Here is a 14806-nt window from a genome sequence, read left to right as displayed (position 1 = left end):
TCCGATGGCCCCGGCTCGGAGGCGACATGGAAGCTCTGGATCCAGCGGTGGTACTGGGCATGGCAGCCCAGGCACCCGACGGCATAGTGATCATCGACGGCGAGGGACTGATCCGTTACTGGAACCGGGGTGCGGAGCGCATCTTCGGGTTCGCGGCGGACGACGTGGCAGGCCGCAGTCTGGACGTGATCATCCCCGAGAAGCACAGGAAGCGTCACTGGGACGGATTCGAGGAGGCGCTGGCACGCGGATCCTCCAAGTACGGAGACGCCGACCTGCTCGCCGTACCGGCGCTGGCGGCGGACGGGCGCCGGCTGTCCATCGAGTTCAGCGTGCTGATGGTGCCGGCCGCCGACGGCACGATGTACTGCGGGGCGGTCATCCGGGACGTCACGGCGCGCCGTGAGCGCGAGCGGGAGCTGATGCGGCGGCGGGCCGAGGCGACCACCGTCTGAGCCGGGCCGTTCCGCCGGCGAACGGGAGAGCGGCGGCCGGGGCTTGGAAGCCCCGGCCGCCGCTCTCCCGTTCCCGCTCGCGCCGCCCGCTAGACGATGACGCCGCTCTCCTTCAGCCGCCCGATCGTCTCCTCGTCGTAGCCGAGTTCGACCAGGACCTCGGAGCTGTGCTCGCCGAGCAGCGGGGCGCCGACGACGTCCGGCTTGAAGGAGGAGAACTTCACGGGGCTGCCGACCGTGAGGTAGGTGCCGCGGCCCTTCTGCTCCACCTCGACGACGGTGCCGCTGCGGCGCAGGTCCTCGTCGTAGGCGATCTCCTTCATGCTCATCACGGGCGCGCAGGGGACCTCCCACTCGCGCAGGATGTTCACCGCCTCGTACTTGGTCTTGTCCGCCAGCCACTTCTCGATCTCCTCGAAGATCTCGAAGATGTGCGGCTGGCGGGCGCGCGCGGTGGCGTACTCGGGGTCGTCGGCCCACTCGGGGTGGCCGATGGCCTCGGCGGTGCGCTTCCAGTTCTGTTCCTGGACGGTGAAGTAGATGTAGGCGTTGGGGTCGGTCTCCCAGCCCTTGCACTTCAGGACCCAGCCGGGCTGGCCGCCGCCGCCCGCGTTGCCGCCGCGCGGGACGACGTCGGTGAACTCGCCGTTGGGATACTGCGGGTACTCCTCCAGGTAGCCGACCTTCTCCAGGCGCTGCTGGTCGCGGAGCTTGACCCGGCAGAGGTTGAGGACGGCGTCCTGCATGGACACGGAGACCTTCTGGCCCTTGCCGGTCTTGGCCCGGTCGATGATCGCGGTGAGGATGCCGATCGCCAGGTGCATACCGGTGTTGGAGTCGCCGAGCGCGGCGCCGGAGATGGTGGGCGGGCCGTCCCAGAAGCCGGTGGTGGAGGCGCCGCCGCCGGCGCACTGGGCGACGTTCTCGTAGACCTTGAGGTCGTTCCAGGACGACTCGTCGTTGAAACCCTTGACCGAGCCGAAGATCAGGCGCGGGTTGAGCTCCTGGATGCGCGCCCAGGAGAAGCCCATGCGGTCGAGGGCGCCGGGGGCGAAGTTCTCCACCAGGACGTCCGCGTCGGCGATCAGCTTCTCCAGGACCTCCTTGCCCTCGGGGGTCTTGGTGTTGATGGCCAGGGAGCGCTTGTTGCTGTTGAGCATCGTGAAGTAGAGGGCGTCCAGGTCCTCGATGTCCCTCAGCTGACGGCGGGTCACATCGCCGCCGTTGGGGCGCTCGACCTTGAGGACGTCGGCGCCGAACCAGGCGAGCATCTGCGTGCAGGCGGGGCCGGCCTGCACCCCGGTGAAGTCGATCACCTTGATTCCGGCGAGCGGCTTTTCACTCATGTCTGCTTCCTTTTCGTGAACGTACGCGTACGGAGCGGGAGTTCGAGGTCGGTACGGGTGCGGGCCGGGGTCACTTCTTGGCCGGCGTGATGTTGCCGACGGTGATGCCCTTGGGGTTGAGGTGCGCGATGTGGCCGCTCTCGGTGCCGGCGGAGGGGTCGATCACGCAGTCGATGAGGGCGGGGCCGCCGGAGGCGAGGGCCTCGGTGAGGGCGGCGGTGACCTCGGCGGGGGTGGTGGCCCGGTAGCCCTTGCCGCCGAACGCCTCGATGAGCAGGTCGTGCCGGGCGGCGGCCATCAGGGTCGTGGGCGAGGGGTCGTCGTCGTAGGGGTTCTCGTCGACACCCCGGTAGACACCGCCGTTGTTCATGATCACGGTGACGACGGGGAGTCCGTAGCGGCAGATCGTCTCGATCTCGATGCCGCTGAACCCGAAGGCGCTGTCGCCCTCGACGGCCACGACGGGCTGTCCGCTCTCCACGGCGGCGGCGACGGCGTACCCCATGCCGATGCCCATCACGCCCCAGGTGCCGCTGTCGAGGCGGTGGCGCGGCACGTGCATGTCGATGACGTTGCGCGCGATGTCCAGGGCGTTGGCGCCCTCGTTGACGAGGTACGTCTCCGGGCGCGCGTGGAGGACGTCGCGCACGGCCTTCAGGGCACCCATGAACTGCATGGGGTGCGGGTCGGCCTTGAGGCGCTCGGCCATCTTGGCGACGTTCTGCGCGGAGCGCGCGGCGAGTTCGTCCCGCCAGGCCGAGGGAGCCTGGATGCGGCCGGGCTTGGTGCGCTCGGCGAGCACGTCTAGGACCGACTCGATGTCACCGACGAGCGGGGCGGCGATGGGCTGGTTGCTGTCCATCTCGCGCGGGTCGATGTCCACCTGGATGAACTTGGCGTCCGGGTTCCAGCCCGTCTGGCCGTGGTTGAGCAGCCAGTTGAGGCGGGCGCCGACGAGCATCACCACGTCGGCCTTCTTCAGCGCCAGCGAGCGGGCGGTGGCCGCGGACTGCGGGTGGTCGTCGGGCAGCAGGCCCTTGGCCATCGACATCGGCACGTAGGGGATGCCGGTCGACTCGATGAACTCCCGTACCCGGTCGTCGGCCTGCGCGTACGCCGCGCCCTTGCCGAGCACGACCAGCGGGCGTTCGGCGCCCGCGAGGAGCTCGATGGCACGGTCCACGGCCTCGGGGGCGGGCAGTTGGCGCGGGGCCGGGTCGACGAGCCGGCTGAGCGTCCGCGCGCCCTCCTCCTTGGGCATGATGGCGCCGAGCACCGCGGCGGGGATGTCGAGATAGACACCGCCGGGGCGCCCGGAGATCGCGGTGCGCAGGGCGCGGGCGATACCGCGGCCGATGTCCTCGACGCGGCTGACGCGGTAGGCGGCCTTGCAGAACTGCTGCGCGGCGGCGAGCTGGTCCATCTCCTCGTAGTCGCCCTGCTTGAGGTCGACGAGGTGGCGCTCGCTGGAGCCGGAGATCTGCACCATGGGGAAGCAGTTGGTGGTCGCGTTGGCGAGGGCGACCAGGCCGTTGAGGAAGCCCGGCGCGGACACGGTCAGCGCGATGCCGGGCTTCTTGGTGAGGTATCCGGCCGCCGCTGCGGCGTGGCCGGCGTTGGACTCGTGCCGGAAGCCGATGTAGCGGATGCCCTGCGCCTGCGCGAGGCGGGCGAGGTCCGTGATGGGGATGCCGACCACCCCGTAGATGGTGTCGACGTCGTTCATCTTCAGGGCGTCGACGACCAGGTGGTAGCCGTCGGTGAGCTCGGTCGGTACGTCGGCTGCTGCCGCGGTCTCCAGGGGTGAGGGTGCGGTCATGGTCCGAGGTCCTCCTTGGGCAGGTCCTGCCGGAGCGGCTACTTCTCTCACCATCCGCAGCGCGCCGGACCGCGTCCAAGACCCATCGGCGACCAGCCGATAACCAGCGTCTATCGACGGCAGGTGAGGGGCCTCCCGGCTCGCTTGATAGACGCTCGCTATCGGCCGTTCGCCAGTGGGTATTGGACGGGCCCGACGGGCCGCCCCACGCTCGCAGAGGACCGCTTCATCGAAACCGGCGCTGGGGGGTGGGGACATGGCCGCTGTGGCGGCGCGGCCCGTGCGCGGCACGGACCCGTACCGGCCTCCGGCGCTCACCGGCCTGGCCGATCTGCTCGACCGGCAGGTCCGCGAACGCCCGTACGCCCGGGCCCTGGTGGTGACCGGCGAGCGGGTGCCGCTGTCGTACGGGGCGCTCGCGCGGCTGGCGGACGACGTGGCCGTGCGGCTGCGCGGGAGCGGGCTGCGGCGCGGGGACGCGGTGGGGCTGCTCGCGGCCAACAGCGCGGAGTTCGTCGTCGCGTTGCTGGGTGCGGCGCGGGCCGGGCTGGTGGTGGCGCCGCTGGATCCGGCGCTCCCCGGGTCCCAGCTGACGGCTCGTGCGGCGGCCTTGGGGGTGGGGGCGGTGCTGGCCGGGCCATCCGCTGCCACAGGTCCGCTGAACGTGCCGGTGTGGCCGCTGCGTGTGGCCGCCTCCCGCGCGGGGACGGCGACGGTGACGCTGCGGCCGGGGCCGGTCGCGCGGTCGCGGGGCGCTGCGGGCGAGTTGACGGAGCGGGACGCGCTCGTGCTGTTCACCGCCGGGACCACGGACCGCGCGAAGATGGTGCCGCTGACCCACGCCAATGTCGCCGCCTCCGTGCGAACCATCTGCGCCACCTACGAGTTGGGGCCCGGCGACGCGACGGTCGCGGTGATGCCGTTCTTCCACGGGCACGGGCTGTTCGCGGCGCTGCTGGCGTCCCTCGCGAGCGGCGGCTGCGTGCTGCTGCCGGAGCGGGGGCGGTTCTCCGCGGGCACGTTCTGGCCCGACATGCGGGCCGTGTCGGCGACCTGGTTCACGGCCGTGCCCGCCATCCACGAGATCCTCCTGGACCGGTCGGAGCGGGAGTGCCCGGACGCCCGGTCGGCGCCCTTGCGGTTCGTGCGCAGTTGCTCCGCGCCGCTGAACCCGGCCACCCAGCGGGCCCTTGAGCGCACGTTCGGCGCGCCGCTGCTGTCGGCGTACGGGATGACCGAGTCCTCGCACCAGGCGACCAGTGAACCGCCGCCCGGGCGGGGGGCGTTGAAGCACGGCTCGGTCGGCCGGGCCACGGGCGTGGAGGTCGGCGTCGTGGACCGGGACGGGGTGCCGTGCCCGCCGGGCGTCGAGGGCGAGGTGTGGGTGTCGGGGCCGACGGTCGCCCGCGGCTATCTCGCCGACCCGGACGCGACGGCGTCCACGTTCGTCGGGGACCGGCTGCGCACCGGCGATCTGGGCATCCTGGACGAGGACGGGTATCTGTCGCTGACCGGGCGGATCAAGAACCTCATCAACCGGGGCGGCGAGAAGATCTCCCCCGAGCAGGTCGAGGACGTCCTCGTGGGCTGCCCGGGGGTCGCGCAGGCCGCCGTGTACGCGCTGCCGGACGCCGTGTACGGGCAGCGGGTCGGGGCCGCCGTGGTCCTGCGGGACGGGGAGGGCGTCGAGACCGGGGAGATCCTGCGGCACTGCCGCGACCGCCTCGCCCCCTTCGAGGTCCCGGACCGTCTGGAGCTGGTCGCCGCGCTGCCGTACACGGCGAAGGGCGGCCTGGACCGCAAGGCACTCCAGGCGCGGTACGCGCCGGGGCCGGATGCGGGGCACGCACCTGACCCTCCGGGCTAGGTCGCGTCCGCGAAGCCCCGCCGCCCCCGGGCCGGTGTGACTTGGCAGACACGGCCCCCGGGCCCGTCGGAGGGCAACCGGAACGCGGGCACAAGTGTGACCGCGGAGTCCCGTCGTCCGCATGGAGGGCGGCCCCCAGTTGGGTGTCCGTCCGCATGGAGGGCGGCCCCGAGTTGGGTGTCCGTCCGCATGTCCGGGCCGAACGTCCCGCGCCGGGTGCGCGGGAACGGCGGCGCGGGGCGGGCGGGACTTCGCCGGGCATGCCCGAAGGGCCCGGCCGCCCGGTTCAGCGCACCCCGTGGCCCGCGGGCAGCGGACGGGCGAAGAAGTCGTCGAGGGAGAGGCCGGTCGCCGCGTTGACGAAGGCGCGGGCCGCGACGGGGCCCGGGGTGGCGGCGTGGATCGCGACCGACACCTGGGCGCCGGCCTCGGGGTCCACCAGCGGCAGCGCCCTGATGCGGCCGACCACGGGCATCGCGCGCAGCCAGGTGTGGGGCACGATGCTCGCCCACTCGCCGCCGCCGACGTGCGCGTACAGGGAGGCGATCGAGTCGGTCTCCACCTGCGGGGTCACCACGAAGCCCTTCTCGGCGAAGACGGTGTCGACGATCTGCCGGATGCGCATGTCGGGCGTCAGCAGCGCGAGCGGCAGTTCGGCGGCGTCGGCCCAGCTGACGGTGGCGGACTGGGCGGCCAGATGGTCGTCCGAGACCAGGAGCATGTACCGCTCCTGGTAGAGGGGGACGATCTGGAGGCCCTCCTGGTCGTCGGGGTCGAAGTGGGCGATGGCCACGTCGAGTTCGTAGTCGCGCAGCTGGCGGTGGAGTTCCTTGGTCGACAGCCGGGAGCGGACCTGGACCTTGGCGAGCGGGTGGGCGGCGCAGAACGCGGCGACGGGGAGCGCGAGGGTCGTGGAGGCGGTGGGGTCGGTGCCCAGGCGCAGGGTTCCGGTGATGCCGGACTGCACGGCGGCCACCTCGGCCTTGAAGGCGTCCTGTTCGGCGAGGATCCGTTTCGCCCAGACGACGAGGCGCTCCCCCTCGGGGGTCAGGCCCTGGTAGGTGTGCCCCCGGTTGATCAGGGTGACGTTCAGCTCCCGCTCCAGCTTGGCGATGGCCGCCGAGAGCGCGGGCTGGGACACGTAGCAGGCCGAGGCCGCCCGGGCGAAGTGACGTTCCCTCGCCACGGCCACGAAGTACTCCAGCTGCCGGAACAGCATGCGCGACTCCTCTCCCTCCGAACATCTCCATACTGTATGCAGTATTTGGAGTTGTACAGAGGGAGAACAGTCGTCTTCGCTGCCGAGCGGCGATCAGTACGGGAGGACCATCAGTGCGGGAGGACCATCAGTGCGGGAGGACCATCAGTACGGGAGGACGATCAGCGCAGGAGTTTCACCGCGTCGGCCACGAGCGGGTCCAGGCCCTCCGCTCCGGCGTCGGTGAACGCGTACAGCCGCGCCCGCATCCGCGGGTCCCAGAATCTGCCGATGTGGCCCGCGATCGCCTCCACGGCCTCCTGCTCGGGCAGGTGGCGGAGGTTGGCCGCGATGTCGTTCGCCATCCTGAGCTCGGACGGCACGGTGGCCGTCATGACCGCTCCACCGCGGTGACGAGCCCGTCGTGCTCCCGTTCGGCGTCGGCGCCCCGGTCCGGGCGGGCCAGGCCGACCTGGACGGCGGTGACCTTGTACTCGGGGCAGTTGGTCGCCCAGTCGGAGTTCTCCGTGGTCACCACGTTGGCGCCGGTCACCGGATGGTGGAAGGTCGTGTAGACGACCCCGGTCGGCATCCGGTCGGAGATCTGCGCGCGCAGCGTGGTCCGCCCGACGCGGCTGGCGAGGGTCACCATGTCGCCGTCCACGATGCCGCGGTCCTCGGCGTCGTGGGGATGGAGTTCGAGGATGTCCTCGGGGTGCCAGGCGACGTTGCCGGTGCGGCGGGTCTGGGCGCCGACGTTGTACTGGCTGAGGATGCGCCCCGTGGTGAGGACCAGCGGGAAGCGCCGGGTGCTGCGCTCGTTGGTCGGCACGTACGCGGTGACGACGAACTTGCCCTTGCCGCGCACGAATTCGTCCACGTGCATGATGGGTGTGCCCTCGGGGGCCTCCTCGTTGCACGGCCACTGCACGCTGCCGAGCTTGTCGAGCAGGTCGAAGGAGACGCCGGTGAACGTGGGGGTGACCGAGGCGATCTCGTCCATGATCTGCCCGGGGTGGTCGTACGCCATCGGGTAGCCCATGGCGGTGGCGATCTCGGCGACGATCTGCCATTCGTGCTTGCCCGTCTTCGGTTTCATCACCGCGCGGACCCGGTTGATGCGGCGCTCGGCGTTGGTGAAGGTGCCGTCCTTCTCCAGGAAGGAGGCGCCGGGCAGGAAGACGTGCGCGAACTTGGCGGTCTCGTTGAGGAACAGGTCCTGGACCACCACGAGTTCCATGGCCGCGAGGGCGGCGGTGACGTGCTTCAGGTTGGGGTCGGACTGGGCGATGTCCTCGCCGTGCACGAACAGGCCGCGGAAGGTGCCGTCGATGGCCGCGTCGAACATGTTGGGGATGCGCAGTCCCGGCTCGGCCAGCAGGGTTCCGCCCCACAGGTCCTCGAAGACGGTGCGGACCGCGTCGTCGGAGACGTGCCGGTAGCCGGGGAGTTCGTGCGGGAAGGAGCCCATGTCGCACGAGCCCTGGACGTTGTTCTGGCCGCGCAGCGGGTTGACCCCGACGCCGTCGCGGCCGATGTTGCCGCACGCCATCGCGAGGTTCGCCATGCCCATCACCATGGTGGAGCCCTGGCTGTGCTCGGTGACGCCGAGGCCGTAGTAGATGGCGCCGTTGCGGGCCCCCGCGTAGAGCCGTGCGGCGGCGCGGAGTTCGGCCGCCGGGACACCGGTGACCGGCTCGACGGCCTCGGGGCTGTTCTCGGGGCGGGCGACGAACTCGGCCCACTCGTCGAAGCCTTCGCATCGGGCGTCCACGAACTCCCGGTCGGCCAGGCGCTCGGTGACGACGACGTGCGCCATGGCGTTGACGACGGCGACGTTGGTGCTGGGGCGGAGCTGGAGATGGTGCGCGGCCTCGATGTGCGGGGAGCGCACGAGGTCGATGCGGCGCGGGTCGACGACGATGAGCTCGGCGCCCTCGCGCAGACGGCGCTTCATCCGAGAGGCGAACACCGGGTGCCCGTCGGTGGGGTTGGCTCCGATGACCATGATGACGTCGGATTCGGCGACCGAGCGGAAGTCCTGGGTGCCGGCCGACTCGCCGAAGGTCTGCTTGAGTCCGTAGCCCGTCGGGGAGTGGCAGACCCGGGCGCAGGTGTCGACGTTGTTGTTGCCGAAGGCCGCGCGGACCATCTTCTGGACGACGTACACCTCTTCGTTGGTGCAGCGCGAGGAGGTGATCGCGCCGACCGCGCCCGAGCCGTGCCGGTCCTGGATCTCGCGCATCCGGCGGGCGACGGTGCCGATGGCCTCGTCCCACTCGACCTCGCGCCAGGGGTCGGTGATGCGGTCCCGCACCATCGGCTTGAGGACGCGGTCGGGGTGGGTGGCGTACCCGAAGGCGAAGCGGCCCTTGACGCAGGAGTGGCCCTCGTTGGCGCCGCCGTCCTTGTAGGGGACCATGCGCACGAGTTCGTCGCCGCGCAGCTCGGCCTTGAAGGAGCAGCCGACACCGCAGTACGCGCAGGTGGTCACGACGGACCGGGTGGGCATGCCGAGTTCGACGACCGAGCGCTCCTGGAGCGTGGAGGTCGGGCAGGCCTGGACGCACGCGCCGCAGGAGACGCACTCGGAGTCCATGAACGACTCCCCCGCGCCCGGCGACACCTTGGAGTCGAAGCCGCGGCCCTCGATGGTGAGCGCGAACGTGCCCTGCACCTCGCCGCAGGCCCGCACGCAGCGGGAGCAGGCGATGCACTTGGCCGGGTCGAAGTCGAAGTAGGGGTTGGAGGTGTCCTTCTCGGCGTCGAGGTGGTTCTCGCCCTCGTAGCCGTAGCGGACCTGGCGGAGCCCCACCACCCCTGCCATGTCCTGGAGTTCGCAGTCGCCGTTGGCGGGGCAGGTGAGGCAGTCCAGGGGGTGGTCGGAGATGTAGAGCTCCATGACGCCCTGGCGGAGCTTCTCCACCTTGGGGGTCTGGGTGCTCACCTTCATGCCGTCGGAGCAGGGGGTGGTGCAGGAGGCGGGGGTGCCGCGCCGGCCGTCGATCTCGACGACGCACAGCCGGCAGGACCCGAACGCCTCCAGGCTGTCGGTGGCGCAGAGTTTGGGGATGTCGACCCCCGCCTCGGCGGCGGCGCGCAGCACCGAGGTGCCCTCGGGCACGGTCACCGGCAGGCCGTCGATCTCGACCGAGACCGTGGCCGGGCCCGGTCGCTCCGGTGTGCCGAAGTCGGGTTCCTTGAGGAGCGTCATACCGTGCCCTCCGTCCTCGTGTTCACGGGGTGGATGTCCAGGAGTGTGCGCCCGCCGAGGAAGTCGTCGGGGAAGTGGCTGAGCGCGCTGCGCACGGGCATGGGGGTCAGTCCGCCCATCGCGCACAGCGAGCCGTCGGTCATCAGGTCGCAGAGATCTTCGAGGAGCGCCAGGTTCTCGTCCCGGTGGGTTCCGGCGACGATCCGGTCGATGACCTCGACCCCGCGGACGGCGCCGACGCGGCAGGGGGTGCACTTGCCGCAGGACTCCTCGGCGCAGAACTCCATGGCGAAGCGGGCCTGCGCGGCCATGTCGACGGTGTCGTCGAAGACCACCACGCCGCCGTGCCCGAGCATCGCGCCGGCTTCGGCGAACGCCTCGTAGTCCATGGGGAGTTCGAACATCGACGTCGGCAGGTAGGCGCCGAGGGGGCCGCCGACCTGGACGGTGCGCACCGGGCGTCCCGAGCGGGTGCCGCCGCCGTACTCCTCGACGAGTTCGCCCAGGGTGATGCCGAACGCGGTCTCGACGATGCCGCCGCGGGCGATGTTGCCGCCGAGCTGGAAGACCTGGGTGCCGCGGGAGCGGCCGACGCCGAGGTTCTCGTACGCCTTCGCGCCCTCGGCGAGGACGACGGGGACGGTGGTCAGGGTGAGGACGTTGTTGACGACGGTCGGCTTGCCGAACAGGCCCTCGATCGCGGGGATCGGGGGCTTGGCCCGGACCATGCCGCGTTTGCCCTCCAGGCTCTCCAGCATGGAGGTCTCCTCGCCGCAGATGTACGCGCCCGCCCCGACGCGTACGTGCAGGTCGAAGTCGAGGCCGGAGCCGAGGACGTCCTCGCCGAGCCAGCCGTGGGCGCGGGCGATGTCGATGGCCGTGCGCAGGGTGGCGATGGCGTCGGGGTACTCGGAGCGGACGTACACATAGCCCTCGCGCGCGCCGACCGCGTACGCCGCGATCGTCATGCCCTCGATGAGGAGGAACGGGTCGCCCTCCATCACCATGCGGTCGGCGAAGGTGCCGCTGTCGCCCTCGTCGGCGTTGCAGCAGACGAACTTCAGCTCGTCCGGGCAGTCCAGGACGGTCTTCCATTTGATGCCGGCCGGGAATCCGGCGCCGCCCCGGCCGCGCAGTCCGGACGCGGTGACCTCGGCGACGACGTCGGCGGGTGCGAGGGCGAGCGCGGCGCGCAGGCCGGTGAGGCCGCCGTGGGCGAGGTAGTCGTCGGTCGACAGGGGGTCGGTGACGCCGACCCGGGCGAAGGTGACCCGGTTCTGGCGGGCCAGCCAGGGCAGTTCGTCGACGAGGCCGAGGCGCAGCGGATGGTCGGCGCCGTCGAGGAGTCCGGCGGCGAGAAGGCCGTCGACGTCCTCCGGGGCGACCGGTCCGTAGCCGACGCGGCCCTCGGGGGTGACGATCTCGACCAGCGGCTCCAGCCACAGCATGCCGCGTGATCCGTTGCGCACCACGTCGAGGTCGACATCGCCCTGTTCGGAAGCTTGTCGGAGGGCCTGCGCCACCTCGTCCGCGCCGACGGAGCGGGCCGCGGAGTCCCGGGGGACGTAGATCGTGGCCCTGGTGTGCGGGGAGTTGTTCATGAGGAGACCGTCCCGTCGAGGATCGCGCCCAGCCGGGCCGGGCCCACGCGGCCGTACAGCCGCCCGTTCGCCTCCACCGCCGGTCCCAGCGCGCAGTTGCCGAGGCAGAAGACCTGCTCCACGGTGAGCGCGCCGTCGGCCGTGGTCTCCCCGAGGGAGAGTCCCGACTCGCGCACGTGCTTCAACAGGCCGTCGGCGCCCTGGGCCTGGCAGGCCTCGGCGCGGCAGATGCGCACCGTGGTGCGGCCCGCGGGCTCGCGGCGGAAGTCGTGGTAGAAGGTCACGACGCCGTGGACGTCCGCGCGGGAGAGGTTGAGCGCGTCGGCCAGGACCGGTATCGCCTCCTGGGGCACATGGCCCAACTCGGCCTGCACCGCGTGCAGTACGGGGAGCAGGGGACCTCGGTGGCCGTGGTGCTCGGCCACCACTCTTCGGACCACGCTCTCGACCGTCACATCGCTCCCGCTGGTCGTCATGATCGCTTCGCCTTCCGTCACACGGGTCCCCGGCGAGGGGTGCAGGAGACTGGAACGATACCCCATACAGGCTTCTGTATACAGTAGTCAGACGCGAGGACGGAGGGGGCCTCACGCCATGTTGCATACCAAAACCTGTATGCTGACGGCGCCGTCCGCAACCCTCCCGGCGGCCTCACTTGGCAAAGCCGTCGGCTCCCCGGCCGGGCGGCGGAACGGGAAGACCATGCGCGAGGCACTCACCGCCGCGGCGACCCGACGCGTCGCCCGCCCGGCACCACTGCGTCAGGCCGTGTACGACGCCCTGACCGAACTGATCGTCAGCGGCTCGCTCAAGCCCGGCCAGCATCTGGTCGAGGCCGAGCTCGCCGAGCACCTCGGGGTCAGCCGCCAGCCGGTCCGCGAGGCCCTCCAGCGGCTCCAGACCGACGGCTGGGTCGATCTGCGGCCCGCCCAGGGCGCCTTCGTGCACTCCCCCACCGAGGAGGAGGCCGCCCAGCTCCTCGGCGTCCGCTCGGTCCTGGAGACCTACTCGGCCCGGCTCGCCGCGCAGAACGCGAAGCCCGAGGACGTCGAGCGCCTGTGGGAGCTCCAGCAGAACGGCGTCGACGCGCTCACCACGGGGGACGGGGAGGGTCTGGTCACGGCCAACACCGCCCTGCACTCCTTCCTGACCTCGCTGGCCGCCAACGACGTGCTCACCGAGATGCTCGCGCAGGTGGGCCAGAAGGTGCGCTGGTACTACACGCCGATCGCCAAGCCCCGCGGCAAGGAGGCCTGGAACGAGCACGCGCAGCTCATCAAGGCCATCGCCAGGGGTGACGCCGACCGCGCGGCCGACGTGATGCGCAAGCACACCGAGCGCACGACCGACTTCTACCGCCGCCGGCTCGCCGCCAAGGACTGAGCCGGCGGCCTCGCCAAGACCCCCCGCTCCGGGCGCCGTTCACGACGCGGCCAGCGAATCCGCGGGCCTGCGGGCCGGGTCGACCTCCACGGCCGCCCGGCGCGGCGTCTCCAGCCCCGCGGCGGCCCGCAGTTCGAGCAGCCACGGCAGCACCCTGCGCAGGACGGCGTCGAGTCCGGCGCCGTCCTCGCCCAGCATCGCGTCGGACGGCACCAGCACCGGGTCGGCGCACACCGTGGACGTCGCACTGCCGTCCGGCCCCGCGCCGTCCGGCCGGGCCGGTACGAACAGGTCGGGAGCGTGCGCCGGGACCAGCCACAGCGTCAGCCCGCCGGGCGCGGCCAGCGGCCGGGTGGACCAGACGTAGCTGTCGGCCTCCCCCGCCGCGACCACCTGGCGCTTGCGCCCGCGCAGGGCGACCACGTCGAGCGAGCGGGCCGCGCCGGCGCGGGGCATCAGGAGCTGCGCCTCGACGCCGGGCCAGGCACCCGCGGCCCCCTCGGCCGCCTCCCCGGGCGTTTCCGCCAGGGCCAGGCTGCTCAGGTGGCGGCCTGCGCCGATCTCGCCGCGCACCCACCGGCCGCCGTACGCCTCGATGACGGCGACGGCCGCGTAGTGCGACTGGAGCACGGCCGCCGTCGCCGGGCAGACCCGCGCGGTCCGGGCGACCACCTCGGCGGCCTCCGGCAGCCCCAGCCCTCCTCCGCCGAACTCGGTGGAGACGGTGAGCCCCAGCAGCCCGGAGCGCCCCAGGGCGGTCACGGCACCACGAGGGAACCGGCCCTGCGCACGGGCCTTCGGGGCTGCGGGGACAACGGCGTCGGTCAGGACTTCTGAGAGAGCGGAGCGGTACGGCACGGGGCGACCCCCTGGGAGCGGCTTCTCGTCCACGGTCGAGCAATGATTGCATACAGTATTCTGCATTCGAAGCTGTGCGCCAGAGGGAACGGGCGGTCAGTTTCCGGGAGTTCCCGGCGCGGGGGCCGGTCCACGGCCCGGCAGCGGGCGTTCCGGCGGGGTGATCTCCCGCAGCAGGCCCGTCGTCACGTCGAAGACGAACCCGCGCACGTCGTCGGTGTGCGGGAGGAACGGCGAGGTGCGCACCCGCTGGATGGACTGCCGCACGTCCTGGTCGACGTCGCTGAACGACTCGACCGCCCAGGCCGGGCGCTGGCCGACCTCCAGCTCCAGTTCGTGCCGGAAGTCCTCGGTGAGTGCCTGAAGTCCGCAGCCCGTGTGGTGGATCAGCACGACGCTGCGCGTACCGAGCGCCCGCTGGCTGATCGCCAGGGAGCGGATCGTGTCGTCGGTGACCACACCGCCCGCGTTGCGGACGGTGTGGCAGTCGCCGAGTTCGAGGCCGAGCGCCTTGTGCAGGTCGATCCGGGCGTCCATGCAGGCCACGACCGCGACCCGGAGCACCGGGCGGGCGTCCATGCCCGGGTCGGAGAAGTCGGTGGCGTAGGCCCGGTTGGACTCCACGAGACGGTCGATGACCGAACGGGACTCCTCCGACGCGCTCCGGGCTGGTCGGTCGAGACGGGGTGCTGACGTCGACATGGTGGCTGCCTCTCCGGTCGGTGGTCGCTGACGCATGCCTCAAGCAGGGCGGGGCCGTCGCCCTCTCAGATGACGCCCGCCTCCTTGAGACCCGGCAACTCGGCGCTGGACAGCCCCAGTTCCCGGACGTAGATGTCCTCGTTGTGCTCCCCGAGGAGCGGCGAGGCGGTGATCTCCGCGCGGGAGTCGGAGAGTTTGATGGGGTTGCCGACCGTGACGAACGTGCCGCGTTCGGGGTGGTCCACCTCGACGACCATCTCGTTGGCGACCAGGGAGGCGTCCTCGATGATCTCCTTGGTCGAGAGGATCGGCCCGCAGGGGATGTTGTGGGCGTTGAGTTCCGCGAGGACCTGCCACTTGGGG

General features: G+C 71.6%; 13 protein-coding genes. 3 read left to right on the top strand and 10 right to left on the bottom strand.

What is annotated here, in order from left to right; translation table 11 throughout:
* Nucleotides 1–59 precede the first annotated feature (59 nt).
* On the top strand, nt 60–455 hold the full coding sequence (locus ACIPSE_RS25200) for a PAS domain S-box protein (RefSeq protein ID WP_401666137.1): 396 nt from the start codon (nt 60–62) through the stop codon (nt 453–455).
* 89 nt (nt 456–544) lie between these two features.
* Here the strand turns inward: ACIPSE_RS25200 and frc are convergent, their stop codons facing one another.
* Nucleotides 545–1801 (bottom strand): formyl-CoA transferase, encoded by a 1257-nt coding sequence (gene frc / locus ACIPSE_RS25195; protein WP_401666134.1) that lies wholly within the window; start codon nt 1799–1801, stop codon nt 545–547.
* Nucleotides 1802–1871: 70 nt separating this feature from the next.
* Nucleotides 1872–3620, bottom strand: coding sequence for an oxalyl-CoA decarboxylase (gene oxc / locus ACIPSE_RS25190; RefSeq protein ID WP_401666132.1), 1749 nt, complete (start codon nt 3618–3620; stop codon nt 1872–1874).
* Between the two features lie 256 nt (nt 3621–3876).
* On the opposite strand from oxc, the gene ACIPSE_RS25185 reads away from it, so the two are divergent.
* A complete protein-coding gene (locus ACIPSE_RS25185; protein ID WP_401666130.1) occupies nt 3877–5487 on the top strand; it encodes a FadD7 family fatty acid--CoA ligase in 1611 nt (536 codons plus the stop codon).
* Nucleotides 5488–5773: 286 nt separating this feature from the next.
* On the opposite strand, the gene ACIPSE_RS25180 is transcribed toward ACIPSE_RS25185, so the two are convergent.
* From ACIPSE_RS25180 to ACIPSE_RS25160, 5 genes are all read right to left on the bottom strand, one after another.
* On the bottom strand, nt 5774–6706 hold the full coding sequence (locus tag ACIPSE_RS25180; RefSeq protein ID WP_401666128.1) for a LysR family transcriptional regulator: 933 nt from the start codon (nt 6704–6706) through the stop codon (nt 5774–5776).
* A gap of 161 nt (nt 6707–6867) precedes the next feature.
* The gene (locus ACIPSE_RS25175; RefSeq protein ID WP_401666125.1) at nt 6868–7080 is read right to left on the bottom strand and encodes a formate dehydrogenase subunit delta; all 213 of its coding nucleotides are present in this window, start codon (nt 7078–7080) and stop codon (nt 6868–6870) included.
* Complete coding sequence (gene fdhF, locus ACIPSE_RS25170) at nt 7077–9899, bottom strand: formate dehydrogenase subunit alpha (protein ID WP_401666123.1); 2823 nt, start codon at nt 9897–9899, stop codon at nt 7077–7079. Before fdhF ends, ACIPSE_RS25175 begins: the two co-directional genes overlap by 4 nt.
* On the bottom strand, nt 9896–11500 hold the full coding sequence (locus ACIPSE_RS25165; protein WP_401666120.1) for a formate dehydrogenase beta subunit: 1605 nt from the start codon (nt 11498–11500) through the stop codon (nt 9896–9898). The genes fdhF and ACIPSE_RS25165 overlap by 4 nt, the downstream gene beginning before the upstream one ends.
* Nucleotides 11497–11976 carry a formate dehydrogenase subunit gamma gene (locus ACIPSE_RS25160; RefSeq protein ID WP_401666118.1) on the bottom strand — a complete coding sequence of 160 codons (480 nt, stop codon included), beginning with the start codon at nt 11974–11976 and terminating at the stop codon, nt 11497–11499. The genes ACIPSE_RS25165 and ACIPSE_RS25160 overlap by 4 nt, the downstream gene beginning before the upstream one ends.
* 226 nt (nt 11977–12202) lie before the next feature.
* Between ACIPSE_RS25160 and ACIPSE_RS25155 the strand changes: the two genes are divergently transcribed.
* On the top strand, nt 12203–12883 hold the full coding sequence (locus tag ACIPSE_RS25155; RefSeq protein ID WP_401666116.1) for a GntR family transcriptional regulator: 681 nt from the start codon (nt 12203–12205) through the stop codon (nt 12881–12883).
* A gap of 39 nt (nt 12884–12922) precedes the next feature.
* Here the strand turns inward: ACIPSE_RS25155 and ACIPSE_RS25150 are convergent, their stop codons facing one another.
* The 3 genes from ACIPSE_RS25150 to ACIPSE_RS25140 all read right to left on the bottom strand — a co-directional run.
* On the bottom strand, nt 12923–13741 hold the full coding sequence (locus tag ACIPSE_RS25150; RefSeq protein ID WP_401666113.1) for an acyl-CoA dehydrogenase family protein: 819 nt from the start codon (nt 13739–13741) through the stop codon (nt 12923–12925).
* A gap of 96 nt (nt 13742–13837) precedes the next feature.
* Nucleotides 13838–14443, bottom strand: coding sequence for a beta-class carbonic anhydrase (locus tag ACIPSE_RS25145; RefSeq protein WP_401666111.1), 606 nt, complete (start codon nt 14441–14443; stop codon nt 13838–13840).
* Nucleotides 14444–14508: 65 nt separating this feature from the next.
* The coding region (locus ACIPSE_RS25140; RefSeq protein WP_401666109.1) for a CoA transferase at nt 14509–14806 on the bottom strand (298 nt) is incomplete at its 5' end.

Source organism: Streptomyces sp. NPDC090106 (assembly GCF_044747265.1).
Lineage (GTDB): Bacteria > Actinomycetota > Actinomycetes > Streptomycetales > Streptomycetaceae > Streptomyces.
This window is presented reverse-complemented; position numbering and strand designations above follow the sequence as displayed.

Coding starts and splice junctions, on each gene's coding strand:
- ACIPSE_RS25200 (WP_401666137.1), top strand. CDS start 60: ATGGCAGCCCAGGCACCCGACGGCATAGTGATCATCGACGGCGAGGGA.
- frc (WP_401666134.1), bottom strand. CDS start 1,801: ATGAGTGAAAAGCCGCTCGCCGGAATCAAGGTGATCGACTTCACCGGG.
- oxc (WP_401666132.1), bottom strand. CDS start 3,620: ATGACCGCACCCTCACCCCTGGAGACCGCGGCAGCAGCCGACGTACCG.
- ACIPSE_RS25185 (WP_401666130.1), top strand. CDS start 3,877: ATGGCCGCTGTGGCGGCGCGGCCCGTGCGCGGCACGGACCCGTACCGG.
- ACIPSE_RS25180 (WP_401666128.1), bottom strand. CDS start 6,706: ATGCTGTTCCGGCAGCTGGAGTACTTCGTGGCCGTGGCGAGGGAACGT.
- ACIPSE_RS25175 (WP_401666125.1), bottom strand. CDS start 7,080: ATGACGGCCACCGTGCCGTCCGAGCTCAGGATGGCGAACGACATCGCG.
- fdhF (WP_401666123.1), bottom strand. CDS start 9,899: ATGACGCTCCTCAAGGAACCCGACTTCGGCACACCGGAGCGACCGGGC.
- ACIPSE_RS25165 (WP_401666120.1), bottom strand. CDS start 11,500: ATGAACAACTCCCCGCACACCAGGGCCACGATCTACGTCCCCCGGGAC.
- ACIPSE_RS25160 (WP_401666118.1), bottom strand. CDS start 11,976: ATGACGACCAGCGGGAGCGATGTGACGGTCGAGAGCGTGGTCCGAAGA.
- ACIPSE_RS25155 (WP_401666116.1), top strand. CDS start 12,203: ATGCGCGAGGCACTCACCGCCGCGGCGACCCGACGCGTCGCCCGCCCG.
- ACIPSE_RS25145 (WP_401666111.1), bottom strand. CDS start 14,443: ATGTCGACGTCAGCACCCCGTCTCGACCGACCAGCCCGGAGCGCGTCG.